The sequence below is a fragment of the Sinorhizobium sp. genome (assembly GCF_059070375.1).
Genome location: NZ_JCACWC010000003.1, coordinates 2540960 through 2557722, shown reverse-complemented (window position 1 = coordinate 2557722; position 16763 = coordinate 2540960). Strand labels below are relative to the sequence as shown.

Annotated in this window: 21 protein-coding genes; 8 read left to right on the top strand and 13 right to left on the bottom strand. The window is 62.1% G+C overall.

Translation table 11 applies throughout. The features are described from left to right. Nucleotides 1–96 precede the first annotated feature (96 nt). The 4 genes from AC5J09_RS24355 to AC5J09_RS24340 all read left to right on the top strand — a co-directional run bounded on the left by AC5J09_RS24355 (nt 97) and on the right by AC5J09_RS24340 (nt 2629). Nucleotides 97–384 (top strand): accessory factor UbiK family protein, encoded by a 288-nt coding sequence (locus tag AC5J09_RS24355; protein WP_100671982.1) that lies wholly within the window; start codon nt 97–99, stop codon nt 382–384. 474 nt (nt 385–858) lie between these two features. Continuing rightward, on the top strand, nt 859–1359 hold the full coding sequence (locus tag AC5J09_RS24350) for a type III secretion system chaperone family protein (RefSeq protein ID WP_018095638.1): 501 nt from the start codon (nt 859–861) through the stop codon (nt 1357–1359). A 1-nt stretch (nt 1360) separates the two neighbouring features. Then, nucleotides 1361–2179, top strand: a complete 819-nt coding sequence (gene proC, locus AC5J09_RS24345) for a pyrroline-5-carboxylate reductase (RefSeq protein WP_494298712.1) — start codon at nt 1361–1363, stop codon at nt 2177–2179. A gap of 108 nt (nt 2180–2287) precedes the next feature. Continuing rightward, nucleotides 2288–2629, top strand: coding sequence for a tRNA-binding protein (locus tag AC5J09_RS24340; protein WP_018095636.1), 342 nt, complete (start codon nt 2288–2290; stop codon nt 2627–2629). Between the two features lie 12 nt (nt 2630–2641). Here the strand turns inward: AC5J09_RS24340 and AC5J09_RS24335 are convergent, their stop codons facing one another. The 5 genes from AC5J09_RS24335 to AC5J09_RS24315 all read right to left on the bottom strand — a co-directional run bounded on the left by AC5J09_RS24335 (nt 2642) and on the right by AC5J09_RS24315 (nt 6857). Then, nucleotides 2642–4024, bottom strand: a complete 1383-nt coding sequence (locus AC5J09_RS24335) for an ATP-binding protein (RefSeq protein WP_100671822.1) — start codon at nt 4022–4024, stop codon at nt 2642–2644. A gap of 33 nt (nt 4025–4057) precedes the next feature. After that, nucleotides 4058–4759, bottom strand: coding sequence for a response regulator (locus AC5J09_RS24330; RefSeq protein ID WP_013844742.1), 702 nt, complete (start codon nt 4757–4759; stop codon nt 4058–4060). A gap of 217 nt (nt 4760–4976) precedes the next feature. After that, nucleotides 4977–5453, bottom strand: coding sequence for a MarR family winged helix-turn-helix transcriptional regulator (locus AC5J09_RS24325; protein ID WP_100671821.1), 477 nt, complete (start codon nt 5451–5453; stop codon nt 4977–4979). A gap of 183 nt (nt 5454–5636) precedes the next feature. Next, nucleotides 5637–5903: a hypothetical protein gene (locus AC5J09_RS24320; RefSeq protein WP_127710081.1), complete on the bottom strand. Its 267-nt coding sequence runs from the start codon at nt 5901–5903 to the stop codon at nt 5637–5639. A gap of 324 nt (nt 5904–6227) precedes the next feature. After that, on the bottom strand, nt 6228–6857 hold the full coding sequence (locus AC5J09_RS24315; protein ID WP_494298710.1) for a DUF1236 domain-containing protein: 630 nt from the start codon (nt 6855–6857) through the stop codon (nt 6228–6230). 218 nt (nt 6858–7075) lie between these two features. Between AC5J09_RS24315 and AC5J09_RS24310 the strand changes: the two genes are divergently transcribed. After that, the gene (locus tag AC5J09_RS24310; protein WP_080636519.1) at nt 7076–7231 is read left to right on the top strand and encodes a hypothetical protein; all 156 of its coding nucleotides are present in this window, start codon (nt 7076–7078) and stop codon (nt 7229–7231) included. 108 nt (nt 7232–7339) lie between these two features. Then, nucleotides 7340–7981 (top strand): MBL fold metallo-hydrolase, encoded by a 642-nt coding sequence (locus tag AC5J09_RS24305; protein ID WP_275597559.1) that lies wholly within the window; start codon nt 7340–7342, stop codon nt 7979–7981. 72 nt (nt 7982–8053) lie between these two features. On the opposite strand, the gene AC5J09_RS24300 is transcribed toward AC5J09_RS24305, so the two are convergent. The 6 genes from AC5J09_RS24300 to AC5J09_RS24275 form a co-directional block, all read right to left on the bottom strand. Beyond that, the gene (locus AC5J09_RS24300) at nt 8054–8479 is read right to left on the bottom strand and encodes a BA14K family protein (protein ID WP_100671817.1); all 426 of its coding nucleotides are present in this window, start codon (nt 8477–8479) and stop codon (nt 8054–8056) included. Nucleotides 8480–8622: 143 nt separating this feature from the next. Further along, on the bottom strand, nt 8623–8838 hold the full coding sequence (locus AC5J09_RS24295; RefSeq protein ID WP_003532915.1) for a cold-shock protein: 216 nt from the start codon (nt 8836–8838) through the stop codon (nt 8623–8625). Between the two features lie 669 nt (nt 8839–9507). Beyond that, complete coding sequence (locus AC5J09_RS24290; protein WP_100671981.1) at nt 9508–10410, bottom strand: DMT family transporter; 903 nt, start codon at nt 10408–10410, stop codon at nt 9508–9510. 186 nt (nt 10411–10596) lie between these two features. After that, nucleotides 10597–11787, bottom strand: coding sequence for a PQQ-dependent sugar dehydrogenase (locus AC5J09_RS24285; RefSeq protein ID WP_494298709.1), 1191 nt, complete (start codon nt 11785–11787; stop codon nt 10597–10599). Between the two features lie 125 nt (nt 11788–11912). Next, complete coding sequence (locus AC5J09_RS24280; RefSeq protein ID WP_440852049.1) at nt 11913–12197, bottom strand: hypothetical protein; 285 nt, start codon at nt 12195–12197, stop codon at nt 11913–11915. Next, complete coding sequence (locus tag AC5J09_RS24275) at nt 12190–12387, bottom strand: hypothetical protein (protein ID WP_494298708.1); 198 nt, start codon at nt 12385–12387, stop codon at nt 12190–12192. The genes AC5J09_RS24280 and AC5J09_RS24275 overlap by 8 nt, the downstream gene beginning before the upstream one ends. Nucleotides 12388–12785: 398 nt before the next feature. Between AC5J09_RS24275 and AC5J09_RS24270 the strand changes: the two genes are divergently transcribed. Continuing rightward, the gene (locus tag AC5J09_RS24270; RefSeq protein ID WP_100671814.1) at nt 12786–13988 is read left to right on the top strand and encodes a pyridoxal phosphate-dependent aminotransferase; all 1203 of its coding nucleotides are present in this window, start codon (nt 12786–12788) and stop codon (nt 13986–13988) included. A gap of 119 nt (nt 13989–14107) precedes the next feature. Here the strand turns inward: AC5J09_RS24270 and AC5J09_RS24265 are convergent, their stop codons facing one another. Further along, nucleotides 14108–14974 carry an NAD(P)-dependent oxidoreductase gene (locus AC5J09_RS24265; RefSeq protein ID WP_494298707.1) on the bottom strand — a complete coding sequence of 289 codons (867 nt, stop codon included), beginning with the start codon at nt 14972–14974 and terminating at the stop codon, nt 14108–14110. 24 nt (nt 14975–14998) lie between these two features. Further along, on the bottom strand, nt 14999–15760 hold the full coding sequence (locus AC5J09_RS24260) for an SDR family oxidoreductase (protein WP_494298705.1): 762 nt from the start codon (nt 15758–15760) through the stop codon (nt 14999–15001). 112 nt (nt 15761–15872) lie between these two features. Between AC5J09_RS24260 and AC5J09_RS24255 the strand changes: the two genes are divergently transcribed. Then, the gene (locus AC5J09_RS24255; protein ID WP_275597565.1) at nt 15873–16763 is read left to right on the top strand and encodes a LysR substrate-binding domain-containing protein; all 891 of its coding nucleotides are present in this window, start codon (nt 15873–15875) and stop codon (nt 16761–16763) included.

Below are 16763 nucleotides of genomic sequence, written 5' to 3'. Positions count from 1 at the left end.
CACGGACGTCATTTTCCTTGCATCCTCACGCCGGGGACCCTACCTGAAATCATGAGCTCCGCCGCATGTGGCGGGTTGGAAATGGAGACCAGAAAGATGAGCACAGGCGCCAACCGTATTCTCGATGATCTCGCTCGGCTGATGACGGATGCGGCGGGCGCGGCCCAAGGGGTGCGGCGCGAGGTCGAGGCGGCATTCCGGGCGCAAACCGAAAACTGGCTGAATTCGCTCGATGTCGTGAAGCGCGAGGAGTTCGAGGCGGTCAAGGAGATGGCCGCACGGGCACGGGACGAAAACGACGCTCTCCTTGCTCGTATCGAAGCGCTGGAAGCACGTTTGGCCGCGACCGGTCCGGCAGCCGGCGACATCACGACGGGCAAGTAAAAAACCTGCCGCAGGTTGGCCTTCGGTCGCCGTCTACCCTCGAGCCGCGTGCCTTTCCGGCTCTCATGGATGCGAATGCGGCGCGGGGCCAATCGGCCACCCGCCGTCGCCCGGCGCATTTCACTTCGTCAGCGTCACGGTTAACAAAAACTGAAAAGTTTTCCACCTGTGGACACTGGCAAAAAACCTTTATCGCAGAGTCGTTTAAGCAGCCGCGCTGAATCAGATTCATAGCGCGGGGCGCAATTCTTCCCGGCAATTTTTAGGCTCAGGGGCTGGCACGCTGACTCTGCCGTTATACACTGATTTTAAATGATGATTCGACACGGACCAAGCAAGCTCCGGGCAGGGTGAGTAAGCCAGGATAGTCGCAGGTCCAGCAATCATAGTGTGTTCGTATCCGGTATTGGGTTTGCAGTGTTGCGTCCTGTGAGCGTGACTTTGTGCGCCTTAGCCGCGCCTTTAGGGTGATGCATGAGCCTTTTGGAAATGGAAGTCGAGCGCCAGTCCAACCCGGTCGATATGATCGAGTTCGTTGCCGCGAACAATGACTGGTCCTTCGAGCGATCCGGCGAGGACGAGATTGCCATGACCGTCGAAGGCAGGTGGGCGGACTACCACGTTTCCTTTTCCTGGATGGAGGAGTTCGAGGCGCTGCATCTGGCCTGCGCCTTCGACATCAAGGTGCCGGACAGCCGCGCAAACGAGGTGATACGACTTCTGTCCCATATCAACGGCCAGGTGCTGATGGGTCATTTCGATCTTTGGCGCCAAGAAGAAGTCATCATCTTCCGGCAATCTCTGTTGCTCGCCGGTGGAGCGGAACCGACGAACCAGCAGGTCGAGGTGCTCCTGTCGAACGCGCTCGACGCCTGCGAGTCCTATTTCCAAGCGTTCCAGTTCGTCGTTTGGTCGGGCATGGATGCGCAGCGCGCGGTCGACGCGGTATTGTTCGAGACCGTTGGGGAGGCATGAAGTGAGCTTTGCCGTTTCGGGTCCGATCGTGCTCGTCGGCGCCGGCAATATGGGCGGCGCCATGCTCGCGGGCTGGCTGAAGAGCGGAGTGCGCGGCAACGACGTTCTCGTCATCGATCCGGGCCCGTCACCGGCGATGGCAAAGCTGCTCGCGGATAGCGGCGTGCAACATGCGACCTCCGCTCCGGCGGGCGCCGAGGCGGGCGCGATCTTCATCGCGGTCAAGCCGCAGGTGATGGAAACAGTGCTGCCACCCCTGAAAGGGCTCGTCGGTCCGCAAACCGTGATCGTTTCGGTGGCCGCCGGCAAGACGCTCGGTTTCATCGAGCGGCACCTGGGTGAGGCGGCGACGGTGCGCGCCATGCCGAATACGCCGGCCATGATCGGACGTGGTGTGACCGGCGCCTTCGCAAATGCGCGCGTCAGCGATGCTCAGCGCGCCCTGGTGCATGATCTGCTGAAAGTCAGCGGCCCCGTCGAATGGGTCGGGAGCGAAGCGGATATCGATGCCGTGACCGCCGTCTCCGGCAGCGGCCCGGCCTATGTCTTTTATCTCGTCGAGTGCATGGCGGAGGCCGGGCGCAAGGCCGGACTCGAGGCGGACCTAGCCATGCGTCTTGCTCGGGAAACCGTCGCGGGGGCTGGTGAACTCCTCCATCAGTCCCCCGACGATGCAGCGCGCCTGCGCCAGAACGTCACTTCGCCCGGCGGTACCACGGCGGCTGCACTGGCGGTATTGATGGCGGATGACGGCATGCAGCCGCTCTTCGACCGGGCCATTGAGGCGGCGCGCAAGCGCGCGGAAGAACTGGCCGGGTAATTCCAGGCGAGAACGGCGCGTCTCGCAGTTCACTTTGAAGTTGTCGCAATCGTTCACGTTTCCGGTCGTACGTCGAATCGACCCATCGACGTGATCCGAGGAACATTCATGACTGAAATCATTTCCTACGCCGATTTCGAACGCGTCGACATACGTGTCGGTACAATCGTGGAAGCGGAACCCTTTCCCGAGGCGCGCAAGCCGGCAATCAAGCTCAAGATCGATTTCGGCCCTGACATCGGCATCAGGAAATCCTCCGCGCAAATCACGGCGCACTACAAGCCCGAGGAACTCGTCGGCAGGCAGGTTCTGGGTGTCGTCAATTTTCCGCCGCGCCAGATCGGCCCCGTGCGTTCCGAGGTGCTCACGCTCGGCTTCGAAGACGAGGCCGGTGCGATCGTGCTCGCATCCACCGACAAGCCAGTGCCGAACGGCAAGAAGCTGATGTGATCGTCCCCGTATTTACGTCGGGACACGCACCGTCGCGCGCAGGCCGCCGAGGGGGCTGTCTGCGAGCGTGACATTGCCGCCATGGCTGCGGGCGATGTCGCGGGCAACGGCGAGGCCGAGGCCGGTGCCGGAACTGTCGAGATTGCGGGCTTCGTCCAGGCGGAAGAACGGTTTGAACACGTCTTCGCGTGACCGCTCGGGGATGCCCGGTCCGTCGTCATCGACTGTGATGGTCAGCCATTTCGCGCTCTGGCGGGCCTCGATATGCACGGTGTTCGCATAGCGATAGGCGTTGGATGCGAGATTCGAGATGAGCCGCGTGAAGGCGTTCGGCCTCACGTGAATCTCGTTCTCGCCCTGGATCTCGGTCGTCAGCGTCTTGCCGTACAACTCCGCCTCCGCCGAAAGCCGCGCCATCAGATCGCTGAGTTTCAGCTGGCCGACATCCTCTTCCGCGTCTCCTCGGGCGAAGGCGAGGTAGCCTTCCAGCATGTTCTGCATGTCCTCCACATCCTGGTTGAGGCTTTCGAGGTCCGGATTGTTGCCCACAAGTGCCAGCTGCAGCTTGAACCGGGTCAGGATCGTCCTCAAGTCGTGGCTGACGCCGGTCAGCATCGCGGTGCGCTGTTCGATCTGGCGCTCGATCCGCTCGCGCATCAGGATGAAGGCGAGACCAGCCCGCCGAATTTCATTGGCACCCCGCGGTGCGAAATCGTCGATCTTCTGTCCCTTGCCGAAGCTCTCCGCTGCGCTGGCGAGCGCCAGGATCGGCCTGATCTGCCCACGCAGGAAGAGAATCGCGATCGTCAGCAAGACGAGAGACGCGCCGACCATCCATACGAGGAAGATGTGTGTGTTCGATGCATAGGCCTGGTTGCGGCGGGCATAGACCCTGAGAATGCGGTCGTCTTCGAGCTTGATGCGAATTTCCACGATCTTCGAATTGCCGACCGTATCGATCCAGAAGGGACGCCGGATCTGGTCCGAAATCTCCTCGCTGAGGATCTGGTCGAGGATTTCGAAGAAGGGCTTGGGGCGCGGCGGCGGCAGCTCTCCGCCCGGCTCGACGGTTATGTTGAGGTCGAGCTGATCGCGGGCGATGCGGACGATCTGGTCGATATCGCCCTCCCGCGGGAAGGTCGTGATCAGGTCGACGATGGCGGCGATGTCGTTGGTCACCGCCGAGGAGAGGCGCTGGGTGACGAGTTGCCAGTGCCGCTCCATGAACACGAAGGCGACCACGGACTGCAGCAGCACCATCGGGATGACGACGATCAGAAGCGAGCGCGCGTAAAGACCCATCGGCAGCCGGCGCCGCAGCCAGCGGACCACGCGCTTCCAGCCGCCGTCCGCGGGTGTCGTTCCTTCGCGCTTCAAACCGTCAAAGCTTGCCATGGCCCTTGATCCGGCACTCGTTTCTGCCCATCGTCAGTCAACGCTCAGCCGGTAACCGATGCCGCGAACGGTCTGCAGCCAGACGGGGTTGGAAGGATCGTCCTCGATTTTACGCCTTAGCCGGTTTATCTGCACGTCTATCGTCCGCTCGCCGACCTCGGCGTCGTCGCCGATCAGCTCGTGGCGCGGAATGGTTTCGCCGGCGCGCTGCGAAAACAGCGTCATGATCTCCTGCTCACGGTCGGTGAGACGGATATGGTCGGCTCCGCGGCGCAATTCCTTGCGCACGACCGAGAAGGTGTAGGGCCCGAAAATAACCTGATCCACCTTATGTGTCTGTGTCGGCTGGTTGCGGCGCAGAATATTGTTGATGCGGAGCACGAGTTCGCGCGGCTCGAAAGGCTTCGGCAGGTAATCATCGGCGCCCGCCTCCAGCCCTTCGATACGCGAATTCGCCTCCGCCAGGGCCGTCAGCATGATGATCGGCACCGACTTGATCTGCCTGAGACTTTGCGTCAGAGCGATGCCGCTTTCCCCCGGCATCATCACGTCGACGACCAGAAGATCGAAATCGATTCCTATCAGCTTTCGCCGGGCCTCGTCGGCATCGGCTGCCGTCGTTACGCGAAATCCCTGTTCGACCAGATAGCGGTTGAGCAGGTCGCGGATGCGCCGGTCATCGTCGACGACCAGAAGATGCGCCGCATCGTCGGAGACTGTCGCCTTTGCTATCATCTTTCGGTACCCTCATTGCCGGTCGAGCCGGAAAGGCTGCGCCAAAAATGCCGGAGACCGTGCAGCACAGGCGCCGCGGTCTCCCATTCTCATTCAAGGGGCTACCCGTTCTGCCACGAACGGCGAGCCGACGTCCAATCAGACGCGCACAGGTCGCGTAACATTTTGAATCGTTGTGTGACTCTCGGGCGGCTTCCCTGCAGCGCCGCACAGTGAATCAGCCCGCAACGTCGTTCATCATGTTGGCGAGAAACCGCTTCACGGTTTCCCGCGCACCCGGTCCGGCCCTTGCCAATGCATCCGCTATGCGGCGGGACTGTGGTTCGGCAAGCGCCCGCGCCAGGGCCTGGCCTTCCGGCGTCGTGTAGAGCATGCGCTGCCGCCGGTCTTCGGGACCGGTTACCTGCCGGATATAGCCGGAATCGATCAACTGCTTGAGGACACGGGCAAGGCTCTGCTTGGTGATCTTCAGCGTTTCGAGAAGGTCCGCGACCGTCATGCCGGGTTCCCGGTTGACGAAATGCACGACGCGATGATGCGCGCGGCCGAATCCGCTCTTCTCGAGAATGGCGTCCGGGTCGCCGGTGAAGTCGCGATAGGCAAAGAAAAGCAACTCGATGATCTCGAAATCTATCGTGTCCATATCTTCGCCAGCGCTGTCGCTTACGCTCTTGTTCCTGATCTGGCCGACCACGCGGTCATATCCTTTCAATCGAAATGCCGTTCGCGAAACATACCGCAATATATGTCAGTTTGGTTGACATATTTCCATCGAGTCGCATTCATTCAGGGCGAAGACACGCACATGGCGCCTCGGCGACACGCAGAAAGGCGGCCGCAGCCGCCTTTTGCATTACGATGGATGTCGCCTGAAGACTCACGCCTGCTTGCCGACGAACTGCCCGACAATGCCGTTGAGAACGCCGCCGCCGACGAGAGCGCCGATTGCCTGCATGGCCAGACCGGTCGCGGCGGCCTCTCCGCCAAGCATCTGGATCAGGAACCCGCCGCCGAGGCCGCCGATGGCACCGACGATCGTGCGTGCCACGACTGAGAATGCCTGCTGCTTCAGCATGGCGCTGGCGGCGTTTCCGCCAGCTGCCCCCGCAATCAACTGGGTAATGATAGGCACTAATGCTTCCATCGATCCCTCCGTCCTGCGACCCCTCATCCAGAGCCGCGACATACCGGACAATCCGGCACGGGAAGGTTGAAGCCGACGGGGAGAATTGTCAATTTTGCCACCACTGGTGTTGGCCACAGGCGGCGATCCGGAAGCGGGCCTGTGAGATAGTCGCTTGAGTTGTTTCGGGAATTTATTTCGGGCGCGCGCGAGCGCACGAGGATCCTCAAAGCGGCATTGCTCGTGCTCTCTCCTGCCGGCGCGCTTCCGACGGGTGATTCGCCATGACGCAGCGTTCTTAAATTGACGCTGCGCCACTGTGCTTTCCCGCTTTTCGCCTGACGATTAGCGATAGACGTAGACAACCCTTCTTGTCCCCGGATCGACAAGGACGGGCTGGCCATTGATGGTCACGTACTGATACTCGTAGTCGGGAATTGGCTGGACGGCCACTGTGTTCGGCAGCGTGGCACCGACGACGGCCTCTCCATCTACATAGACGGTGTCGACCGGGTTCTCGGTGATATAGGTGCGCACCGTAGGAGGCGGAGTCACCGCTTCGACCTGCTCGACCGGACCCACCAGTTCGAGCGGTTCGGATGGGGCCACCACGGTCTCGCCCTCATAGGCGACTGTCGGGACCGAGAGCTCCGTGCGGCGTTCCTGGATAACGGCTGTCGTGCCGCCCATGTCCGTGGCCAGGTAACGGGCGTAAGCCCAGCCGCGCAAGCCGTTGACGTCGATGCGGCACCAGTTGCTTCCCTCCATGCAGCCGTCGAGCACGGCAGCACTGCCGCGCGTGGCGACGCCGACCGCAGGATATTGCGGGCCGGGTCCCGCACGCACATTGAGGTCCGTCAGCGTCGTTGCGCTCATTTCGGCATGGGCTGCGGGAATGGCGGCGAGCATCGCGCCGGCTGCCAAAGCCGCTCTGAGCGAGGCCGCTTTGAACAGAGTTGGAGAGAGGGTCTTCATCATCTTGCTCCTTCATTTGCAGGCCAGAACGCGCCGCGCTGCAGGGATGTTCCCCCCGTCACATCACGAAATGCAGGGATGAAACATATTGCCGTCGCCAAGCGTTGCCCGGACTGAAGGAAGCCGACGAAGTCTTCGCTCTATTGTTGGCCGGCAACGCGCGGCTGAATTATCGATTTCTATCCGACACAGGATGGCTCCAAGCCGGGAGTGACGAGATGCAAGGTGAGATTTCGGACGATGCCAAGCTTGCCGCCAAACGGTTGCGTCCGCTGGTGGTGGTCGTCGTGACAGCCAAGCTCGTGGTTTCGGTGCTGTTGCTCGCGACGGTGCACTATTCGCCGCCGGCTTCGGAAATCGTGGCCCTGCGCTGATTTGCACTGTCATACCGCTCGCTTATCGCTATAGCTGGGAAAACGGCCTGGATCGGGAAGGGCTCTCACTTCCAGGTCACCTCACGAGCAAGAGCGAGGCATGGTCCGATGTTACAGGCAGGCATTATCCCGGTAACGCATTTCGAGCAGAACTGTACGGTCCTGTTCGATAGCGAGACCAAGGAGGGCGTGGTCGTCGATCCCGGCGGCGACGTGGACATCATTTTGCAGACGATCCGCGAGAACGGCATCGCGTTGAAGGCTATCTGGCTCACACACGGTCACATCGATCACGCCGGCGGCGCCAAGGAATTGAAAGAAGCACTGGGGCTCGACATTGTCGGACCCCACAAGGACGACCTTCCGCTGCTCGAACGGCTGGAGGATCAGGCGGAGCGCTTCGGCCTCGCGATGAAGGTTCAGAACGTCGTACCGGACCGCTGGCTTGAAGAGGGCGATACCGTCTCCTTCGGCAACCACGTCTTCGAGGTCTTGCATTGCCCCGGCCACGCGCCCGGTCATGTGGTCTATTTCAACCGGGCACAAAACTTCGCCCATGTCGGCGACGTGCTTTTTCACGGCTCCATCGGCCGCACCGACCTGCCGGGCGGCAATCATCAGCAGCTTCTGGATTCGATCCGGGACAAGATACTGCCGCTCGGGGACAATGTGGGCTTCATCTGCGGCCACGGCCCGGGCGGGCAGATCGGTGAAGAGCGACGCAGCAATCCGTTTCTCCGCGGTCTTTGACGAGCGGTGCGAAAAGAAAAGGGCGCATGACTTTTCCAGTCATGCGCCCTTTCGGTTCATACGCGGCGGTTTTCAGCCGGCGTTGCAGAAATGGCTGCGGCCGTCATAGCCGACGAAGGTTCCGGTGTCCGGATCGAACGAGCGATAGCGCTGCGAGCAATAGCGATACCAAGCCGGTGTCCAGGGCTCGAGGCCGTAGGTCTCGACCGCCACCGGACGATAGACGGGCCGATAAACCGGGCGCGGACGATAGACGGGGCGGGGCTCGTAATAGTCGGGCTCCGGATCGATATAGACCCGCTCGCCATAATAGCGCGGCGGCGGCGGCGAAGCGATCGCGCTGCCGATGAGCGCGCCTGCGGCCAAGCCGACGGCGCCCGCTACCCATGCATCGTCGTTATTGCGATGGCGGTGCCCTGCCTGGGCGGTGCCGAAGGTCGGGATAACGATGGCGGCCGCGGCGACCGACAGGACGGCTGCTTTGATGAATTTGTTCATGGGCTTCAATCCTATGCATGCGACCGGATGGTTTCCGGATTTCATGATGAACAAAGTCTATATAAGCCAAACTGAACGGAGCCTGAACGAAAAAACCCGGCAAAACTGCCGGGCTCGAACTTAACTTTCAGCAGAGAACAGCGTTAGCCGACGATCTGCAGGTTGACCGCCTTCGGTCCCTTGCCGCGGCGATCCGGCTCGGTGTCGAAGGATACCTTCTGGTTTTCCGTGAGGCCGCTCAGGCCCGAGGCCTGCACGGCAGAAATATGCACGAAGATGTCCGCGCCACCGTTCTCAGGCTTGATGAAGCCAAAGCCCTTGTCTGTGTTGAAGAATTTTACAGTGCCAGTCTCGGCCATGCGTCAGGTCCTTTTCTCTCCACCCGCGTTGCGGGCAGCATTGCAGTTTTGCCCGGTATGGGCGTGGGGGCAGTTCTCGACAATTGAGGAAAGGGTCCTGGTTATCGCGACCAGCCGCAGGAAGGAATAACAGCCTCCCCCCGTTGGCCGCCCGGAGTGGGTTGCGTCTCCGGCCCGCTTTTATTCAAGATCTTCCCGTGTTCGCAGATTGCCCGAACACAGTAAGAGTGATGGGTTTATTTTGAATTGGCAAGCAAAACTTTTCTGACGAGGTATTGCGTCTTCTCATTGCTCAAAAAGAGGTCAGTTGGTCGTTTTGACTCGCCTGTTCAAAAAGCATCGCAAGCTGTTGAATTCAAAGCTTTTCGACCAAGGATCGGGATGCGGCTGGATCATTTGCGCCAAATTGCGTCGCTCATGGGTATGCCGCAACTTTGTGCAGCCTGGTTTCTCGGTCCAAGCGCCTGATATCGCTCGTCGTTCACGCAGCGCACGGGTGCGAGGGGCCATGGCCTGCAGGCCTACAGAAAAACTGCAGGATATATTGCCGACTCAAGCGCAATTCACAGTTCCAAGCAAAATTGAGGGGTTTCCGAGAGTATTAGTAGTATTAACCCCGATGCGAAGCGCGCGGAGAAATTGCACGGAACGGCCAGCAGAAACCGCTGTTCAGACAGCAGCTTCGGCGGCCTCGCCACGTTTCTTCGTCAGTTCCGGCACGAGCTCGACCGCAAGCATGGCCAGGAAGATGACGGCGCAGCCGACGTAGCCGACCGGAGTGATGGTCTCTCCGAGCAGCAGCACCCCGAACAGGGCGGCGAAGAGCGCTTCGCTCGAGAGGAAGATGGCAGCCTGCGGCGCCGTCGTATAGCGTTGGCCGACGACTTGGCAGATGAACGCGATGCCGCTCGAGAATATCCCGGCATAGAGGATCTGTGGGAGGGCGCCGCTGATCGCGTCAAAGCTCAGCGGCTCGAGCAGTCCGGCCAGTGCGCAGCCTGCAACGGCACAGACGGCGAACTGCGTCATCGACAGGAGCATCGGCCGGCCCGTGGCCGGAGCGAATAAGCCGACCAACATCAGCTGAACCGCCCAGAACAGGGCGCAGACGATCGTTAGCATGTCTCCGCCGGTCAGCGCCGAGAGCGCGCCGCCGCTCAGGAGAAAGATGCCGAAAGCCGCGAGCAGGGCGGCCGGCCAGATGACCCAGTGCGGCCGGCGGCGCAGGAACACCACAGTCAGTACCGGGACGAATACCACGTAGAGCCCGGTCAGGAAGCCGGAATTGGTGACGGTGGTGGTGAGGAGGCCGTATTGTTGCGTGACCGCTCCGCCGAAAAGCGCCAGTCCGACGAAGACGAAGTTGCGCATGGCGTTGCGCGGCAAGGGCGCAGCGGCCTGCTTCTTTTCAAGGAGCGCCAGGGGCAGTGCCACGAGTGTCGCGATCGCAAAGCGCAGGCCGATGAACCAGAGCGGTCCGATCGCGTCCATCGCCGTCGACTGCGCTACGAAGCCCGCACCCCAGATTGCACCGGAGAACAGTAGGAAGAGATTGGCTTGAATGCGAGTCACCGCTGGCTCCGGGTCGTGGTCCTGCTCACGGGAGGCGCGCGATCTTCGCGCCATATTCCCCGACTTTCGAGAATCACTCCGAAGCCATGCTGCTCAGGTGATTGCGACCTCGCTCTATCAGTTGCGTTTTTTGCGGGCAAGCCGCTCCGTGTTGCCGTCAGGCTGGGCAGCCGTGCCGCAACGGACTCATTGCGTCGGAGCTTTGGAGACCCTGAGCACTGCACCGTCCTCCTCGTCGGTGACCATGACCAGTGCCCCGTCGGAAGCGACGATGACGTCGCGGATGCGGCCGAATTCGCCGTCGAACAGCCGTTCCTCGTTGGTCACGGCGCCGGTCTCGTCGCGGTCCAGTCGGGCAAGCAACTGGTACTTCAGTGCCGCGATCAGAAGGTCGCCGTTCCACTCCGGAAACATTTTGCCGCGATAAACGGCGATCGCGCCGGGCGCGATCGATGGGTCCCAATAGAAAAGCGGCTGCTCAAGACCTTCCTTCGCGGTGCCCTCGCCGATCTCCACTCCGGAGTAATCCTTGCCGAAGGTGATCACCGGCCAGCCATAGTTTCTGCCGGGCTGCGGGTTGTTCACCTCGTCGCCGCCGCGCGCGCCGTGCTCGACGGTCAAAAGCTTGCCGTCTTCGGGATCAAAGGCGATGCCCTGGGGGTTGCGGTGCCCGATGGACCAGATCTCGGCCAGGCCGCCGGTGCCGCCGCGATAGGGATTGGAGGCGGGAATGCTGCCGTCGGCGTTGAGGTGGAGGATCGAACCGGCATGGTCGCGCGGGTCCTGGGCGCGCTCGCCTTCGCCGCGATCGCCGATGCCGAAGAACAGGCTGCCGTCCTTGTCGATGGCGATGCGCGAGCCGAAGTGCTGCCCCTTCCGGGTGAACCTGTTCATCCGGAAGATCTCCTTCACATCCCTCAGGCTCTGTTCGTCCTGCGAAAGAGCCGCCCGCACGAGAACGGTGCCGTAACCACCATCACCGCGGACGGAAAGAGTGAGATAGAGAGTCCTGTTGGTCGCAAATTGCCGATCGAGGGCGACGTCCAGAAGACCGCCCTGGCCGTGTGCGGCCGCTTTCGGCACCCCTTTGATCGCAGCCGACAGCTTGCCGTCGCGCAGGATGCGCAGCCGGCCGGGTCGTTCGGTGACGATCAGCGCCCCGTCAGGCATGGCTTCGACCGCCCAGGGATGCTCCAGCCCCGAGGCAAGCGTCTCGACGAGAACGGTTCCTGTCTGCGTGGGAAATTCCCGCCTCTCCTGCGCAGCGGCAGGGGAAGAGGCGAAGGCCAGAAAGAGCGAGACTGCAGCCGCCGCCGAGAATGTAAACAATGTTCCGATGTCCCTTGAGCCGTCAGTATTCCAGCGCGAGTGCCGCATTGCATTCCTCCGGTCCGTCCGTCTGAGCAAATGCATCGTGCCGTCTCGGAGGTCCGAACGCGCGAGCAACGCGCAAACTGGAGCGGCACGCACCGGCCTTCAAGTCAAATCGGATCAAAACGGCTTTATCGCACCGATCCTGTGGTGAGCGGTCCCGGCGCTTCTCGGATCGCCTCGAGGCGCGTCGGCTGGGGTTCGCCTTCCGTCGCCGGACGATGTCGTCCTCCGGAGTTTTGCTGGAGCAGATACTGCGCGACCTCGTCTTTGGCCTTCACGTAGAAGCCTTTGCCGACGAGCATCAGGCCGGCAAGGGCGAATAGGGCGACAATCGCAACGAGGATTGTCTGGACCGCCGACAGTCGTGCAAAGAGGTCGGCGTTCGGCTGCGACCCGTTATCGTTGTCAGCCATGGCGCGCGGCTTCGGACTGGACGTGGGCCGTCGCGGGCTGCTGCCCGATGTCGGCTTGCGTCGTCACCTGCGTCATTAATCCGAGGACCATCACGATGCAGGCCGCAAGTGCGGCGAGCGCGATATAGAAACCCCAGTGTGCCTCGTTGCGGCGGGTGCGCGAGGCGGCGACTTCATCATCGAGAAACATAGCATACCCCCAAGATGCCGATGCATCCGCATCGCGAATTGGCGCTTGGAAATCGGCTCTTGCGGGACGGAATTGCGGCGCGCTGAGACAGTTGTTGTGGCGAAAAAAAGGCACGTCTCGGCCGCGAAAAAGCGCGGGAGTATCCGGGCGGAGGCGCGTCGACCGATGGTGCGCCGGCAGCCGCTCGGCCGCACGAGGTCATCCAGTTTCGATCGATTGCTTTGATCGCACCCATGAAACTTTGTCATGGTGACGCATTTTGCGCTGACTTGCCGCCGTTTTTCGCCTGAGGCGCTTGCAAGACCGGGCGTCTTTCGACATAGACCTAACCGCTAGGGAACCCCGGTTTTCCGTTCCGTAGCGTCTCACGCCGTCTCGAAACGATCAGGAAACACACCATGGCCTTCCTTGCCGATGCCCTTTCCCGTGTAAAGCCGTCCGCCACCATCGCTGTTTCGCAGAAAGCCCGCGAGTTGAAAGCGAAAGGCCGCGATGTCATCGGCCTCGGCGCAGGGGAGCCGGACTTCGACACGCCTGACAACATCAAGGAGGCCGCGATCGACGCGATCAATCGCGGCGAGACGAAGTACACGCCGGTTTCCGGCATTCCGGAACTGCGCGAAGCCATCGCGAAGAAGTTCAAGCGCGAGAACAATCTCGACTACACCGCGGCGCAGACGATCGTCGGCACCGGCGGAAAGCAGATCCTCTTCAACGCCTTCATGGCGACGCTCAACCCGGGCGACGAAGTCGTGATTCCGGCACCGTACTGGGTCTCCTATCCGGAAATGGTGGCGCTGTGCGGCGGCACACCCGTCTTCGTCTCGACCAAGCAGGAGAACAATTTCAAGCTCAAGGCCGAGGATCTCGACCGCGCGATCACGCCGAAGACCAAGTGGTTCGTCTTCAACTCGCCGTCCAACCCCTCGGGTGCGGCCTATTCGCATGAGGAGCTCAAGGCGCTCACGGACGTCCTCATGAAGCATCCGCATGTCTGGGTTCTGACGGACGACATGTACGAGCACCTGACCTATGGCGACTTCAAATTTGCGACTCCCGTCGAAGTCGAGCCCGGCCTCTACGAGCGCACGCTGACGATGAACGGCGTCTCCAAGGCCTACGCGATGACCGGATGGCGCATCGGCTACGCGGCCGGGCCGCTTCATCTGATCAAGGCGATGGACATGATCCAGGGCCAGCAGACTTCGGGCGCCGCCTCGATCGCGCAGTGGGCGGCCGTCGAGGCGCTCAACGGCCCGCAGGACTTCATCGGGCGTAACAAGGAGATCTTCCAGGGCCGCCGCGATCTCGTCGTCTCGATGCTGAACCAGGCCAAGGGCATTTCCTGCCCGACGCCGGAAGGCGCCTTCTACGTCTATCCGTCCTGCGCCGGGTTGATCGGCAAGACCGCGCCCTCGGGCAAGGTCATCGAAACGGACGAGGATTTCGTCTCCGAGCTTTTGGAGACGGAAGGCGTGGCTGTGGTCCACGGCTCGGCCTTCGGCCTCGGCCCGAACTTCCGCATCTCCTACGCGACCTCCGAGGCGCTGCTGGAGGAGGCTTGCCGCCGCATCCAGCGCTTTTGCGCCGCCTGCAGGTAATGCTCCTGCAGACCCACATGAAAGAGCCCGCTGCAACGGCGGGCTTTTTCATGTTCAGAGCTTGAGTCAGCGATCTGCCAGTCCGATTCAAGCAGCAGTCCTACCCCGTTGAAACAGAATCACTTTCGCTTCCGGATCACTTCGACGACGGCGGAGATGTCGTCGCCGTGGCCCCCACCGTCGACGCGGTCGCCCGCCAGCCGCAACATGGGTTGCATGAAATCGGGGGCGACGCCCTGTTCTTCGCTTGCCCTCACGATGTTCCCGAGCGCGATCTTCTGCATGGCGATGTTGGAGACGACATCGCGGCCGTGCATGCCGCTATCGATTTTGCCGGCGAGGTCGGGCAGGGTACCGCTCATCGCCTCGATCCAAGGCAGGAGCAGCGGCAGGAAGTCGACGGCCTTGCCTCCGGCGCTGGTCACCAGCGCGCTCGCGTGCAGGAAGCCCGAGAAGAGCCCGTACATGCCTGACAGTAGCGCTATGTCGTAGAGCGAAGCCAATCCCTCGTCTTCGCCAAGGTGACGGCTTTCGGCAAGGGCTTCGAGGGCCGAACTGTGCCGATCGAATAGCGCACGCGAGCCGCTGTAAAGGATCAGGGCGCCGGCCCCGCCGATCATCGGCGGGATCGCCATGATCCCCCCGTCGAGATAGATCGCTGCCTTGGCCGCCAGCCACGTGCCGAGTTCCCTGGCGTCACCCGGCGTGCCGTTGGTCAGGTTGAGGAGGTCACGGCCGGCAAGCGCCTCCTCCGCCTGTTCCAGGACCGCACGTGCGGCGGGGTAATCGACGAGGCAGAGGATGGCGAGTTCGCTCGCTGCAATCGCTTCGGCCGGGCTTTCCGCGATCTTCGCACCGGCACCGGCAAGCGGCTCGGCGCGCGATCGCGTCCGGTTCCAGACCGTGACGCTATGGCCGTGCTTGAGAAGCGTGCGTACAAGCGCCGTCCCCATGGCGCCCAGGCCGAGAACTGAAATGTTGCTCATGGATCGTACCTTTCTCGAAATCATTCAGGCGGCGGTCGAGAGCTTCTGGCCCAGGCCGCCGTCGACGGCGAGTTTCGCCCCGGTCGTGAAGGTCGCCTCAAAGGCGAGGAAGAGCACGGCGCGTGCCACTTCATCCGCGGTGCCGTTGCGCTTCATCGGCGTGATGTTGTCGCCGAGCGTCTTGAACTCGGCGCGCTCCGCTTCGGTGATGCCGGCGACGCCCTTGGTCGGCGTATCGATGAAGCCAGGGCTGACGCTGTTGACCCGGATACCGCGCGGCAGAAGCTCGGCGGCGAGCACGGATGCGAAGGAGACGAGTGCCGCCTTGCTCGCGCTGTAGACGCTCATGCCCGGATGGCCACCCTCGTCGGCGACGGAGGAGGTGAAGACGATCGATCCGCCTTCGCGGATCAGAGGCGTCAGCCGCTGCACGGTGAAGAAGGCGCCCTTGGTGTTGACGGCAAACTGGCGGTCATAGGAGGCCTCGCTCACCTGATCGAAGGGCTCGAGCTCGGAGACGCCGGCATTGATATGCAGGAGATCGATCGCTCCGAGCGTCTGACCGACGGTCGCACCGAGCACGGCGATTTCGTTGAGATCGGCGATGTCCGAGCGCAGTGCATGCACGCGCGGGCCGAACTCGTCCCTGATGCGGGCGAGGTTGCTCTCATTGCGGCCCGTGAGCAGTACCTCGGCGCCGCCTTCGACAAGCCGTCTCACGGTCGCCAGGCCCATGCCGTGGGTGCCGCCGATGACGATCGCCTTCTTTCCCTGATAGTTGCCCATGTTCGTTTCCTTTCGGTTCAACAATGATGACCAACAGATGCATCTGTGGACGAACTTGTGCTAGATGGCTCTGCGTGGATCTATCGTCCACGCTTGTGGATGATAGAAAGCCATGGCCAATCTCAACGACTTCACGTTCTTTGTTCACGTCGTGGACCACGGGGGTTTCGCGCCGGCCGCGCGAGCGCTGAACCTGCCGAAATCCACGCTCAGCAAGCGCGTGGCCGAACTCGAAAAGGATCTCGGCGCCCGGTTGATCAACCGCACGTCGCGTCATTTCGCTGTGACCGAAACCGGCAAGGATTTCTATCGCCACGCGGCGGCGATGATGATCGAGGCGGAGGCGGCGGAGAATATCGTCAGGGGCAGACTTGCCGAACCGAGCGGCACGGTGAGGATCACGGCTTCGGTGCCGACCGCGCAGCTGTCCCTGGCGCCGCTCTTGCCGCAGCTCGCACTTGCCTATCCGAAACTGCGGGTGACGCTGCATGCGACGGACCGCTTTGTCGACGTCATCCAGGAAGGCTTCGATCTTGCCGTGCGAGACCATTTCGCACCGCTGCCGGATTCGGGCCTCGTCCAGCGCCGTGTCGGATTTCAGGCTAAGCTGATCGTCGCCTCACCGCTCTATTTGCGAGGGAACGGCACTCCCGAACGCCCGGAGGACCTCGATCGTCATGATGGGCTGCTCACGTCGCTGGCGTCCGAAGGCTGGGTGATGGAGCGCGCCGATGGGGCGACCGTGTCGGTCTCGCCGAGGCCGCGTTTCGTGGCCGACGAATCCCGCGTCCTGCGAGAAGCTGCGCTCGCGGGTCTCGGCATCACCACCTTGCCCGGCAAGCTTTGCCAGCAGGAGATCGAAAGCGGCACGCTTGTCCGCATTCTTCCGGAGTGGACCGCCGGCAAAGTGATGACGACGATCTTGATGCCGCACCGGCGCGGGCAGCTCCCCTCCGTGCGGGCAACGGTCGATTTCATCGCCGAGCGTCTCGTCGACGGCTGA

Excerpts from the sequence above, each read along its gene's own strand:
- AC5J09_RS24355 (WP_100671982.1), top strand. The coding sequence starts at position 97 with ATGAGCACAGGCGCCAACCGTATTCTCGATGATCTCGCTCGGCTGATG.
- AC5J09_RS24350 (WP_018095638.1), top strand. The coding sequence starts at position 859 with ATGAGCCTTTTGGAAATGGAAGTCGAGCGCCAGTCCAACCCGGTCGAT.
- AC5J09_RS24340 (WP_018095636.1), top strand. The coding sequence starts at position 2,288 with ATGACTGAAATCATTTCCTACGCCGATTTCGAACGCGTCGACATACGT.
- AC5J09_RS24335 (WP_100671822.1), bottom strand. The coding sequence starts at position 4,024 with ATGGCAAGCTTTGACGGTTTGAAGCGCGAAGGAACGACACCCGCGGAC.
- AC5J09_RS24330 (WP_013844742.1), bottom strand. The coding sequence starts at position 4,759 with ATGATAGCAAAGGCGACAGTCTCCGACGATGCGGCGCATCTTCTGGTC.
- AC5J09_RS24320 (WP_127710081.1), bottom strand. The coding sequence starts at position 5,903 with ATGGAAGCATTAGTGCCTATCATTACCCAGTTGATTGCGGGGGCAGCT.
- AC5J09_RS24315 (WP_494298710.1), bottom strand. The coding sequence starts at position 6,857 with ATGAAGACCCTCTCTCCAACTCTGTTCAAAGCGGCCTCGCTCAGAGCG.
- AC5J09_RS24310 (WP_080636519.1), top strand. The coding sequence starts at position 7,076 with ATGCAAGGTGAGATTTCGGACGATGCCAAGCTTGCCGCCAAACGGTTG.
- AC5J09_RS24305 (WP_275597559.1), top strand. The coding sequence starts at position 7,340 with ATGTTACAGGCAGGCATTATCCCGGTAACGCATTTCGAGCAGAACTGT.
- AC5J09_RS24300 (WP_100671817.1), bottom strand. The coding sequence starts at position 8,479 with ATGAACAAATTCATCAAAGCAGCCGTCCTGTCGGTCGCCGCGGCCGCC.
- AC5J09_RS24295 (WP_003532915.1), bottom strand. The coding sequence starts at position 8,838 with ATGGCCGAGACTGGCACTGTAAAATTCTTCAACACAGACAAGGGCTTT.
- AC5J09_RS24285 (WP_494298709.1), bottom strand. The coding sequence starts at position 11,787 with ATGCGGCACTCGCGCTGGAATACTGACGGCTCAAGGGACATCGGAACA.
- AC5J09_RS24280 (WP_440852049.1), bottom strand. The coding sequence starts at position 12,197 with ATGGCTGACAACGATAACGGGTCGCAGCCGAACGCCGACCTCTTTGCA.
- AC5J09_RS24275 (WP_494298708.1), bottom strand. The coding sequence starts at position 12,387 with ATGTTTCTCGATGATGAAGTCGCCGCCTCGCGCACCCGCCGCAACGAG.
- AC5J09_RS24270 (WP_100671814.1), top strand. The coding sequence starts at position 12,786 with ATGGCCTTCCTTGCCGATGCCCTTTCCCGTGTAAAGCCGTCCGCCACC.
- AC5J09_RS24265 (WP_494298707.1), bottom strand. The coding sequence starts at position 14,974 with ATGAGCAACATTTCAGTTCTCGGCCTGGGCGCCATGGGGACGGCGCTT.
- AC5J09_RS24260 (WP_494298705.1), bottom strand. The coding sequence starts at position 15,760 with ATGGGCAACTATCAGGGAAAGAAGGCGATCGTCATCGGCGGCACCCAC.
- AC5J09_RS24255 (WP_275597565.1), top strand. The coding sequence starts at position 15,873 with ATGGCCAATCTCAACGACTTCACGTTCTTTGTTCACGTCGTGGACCAC.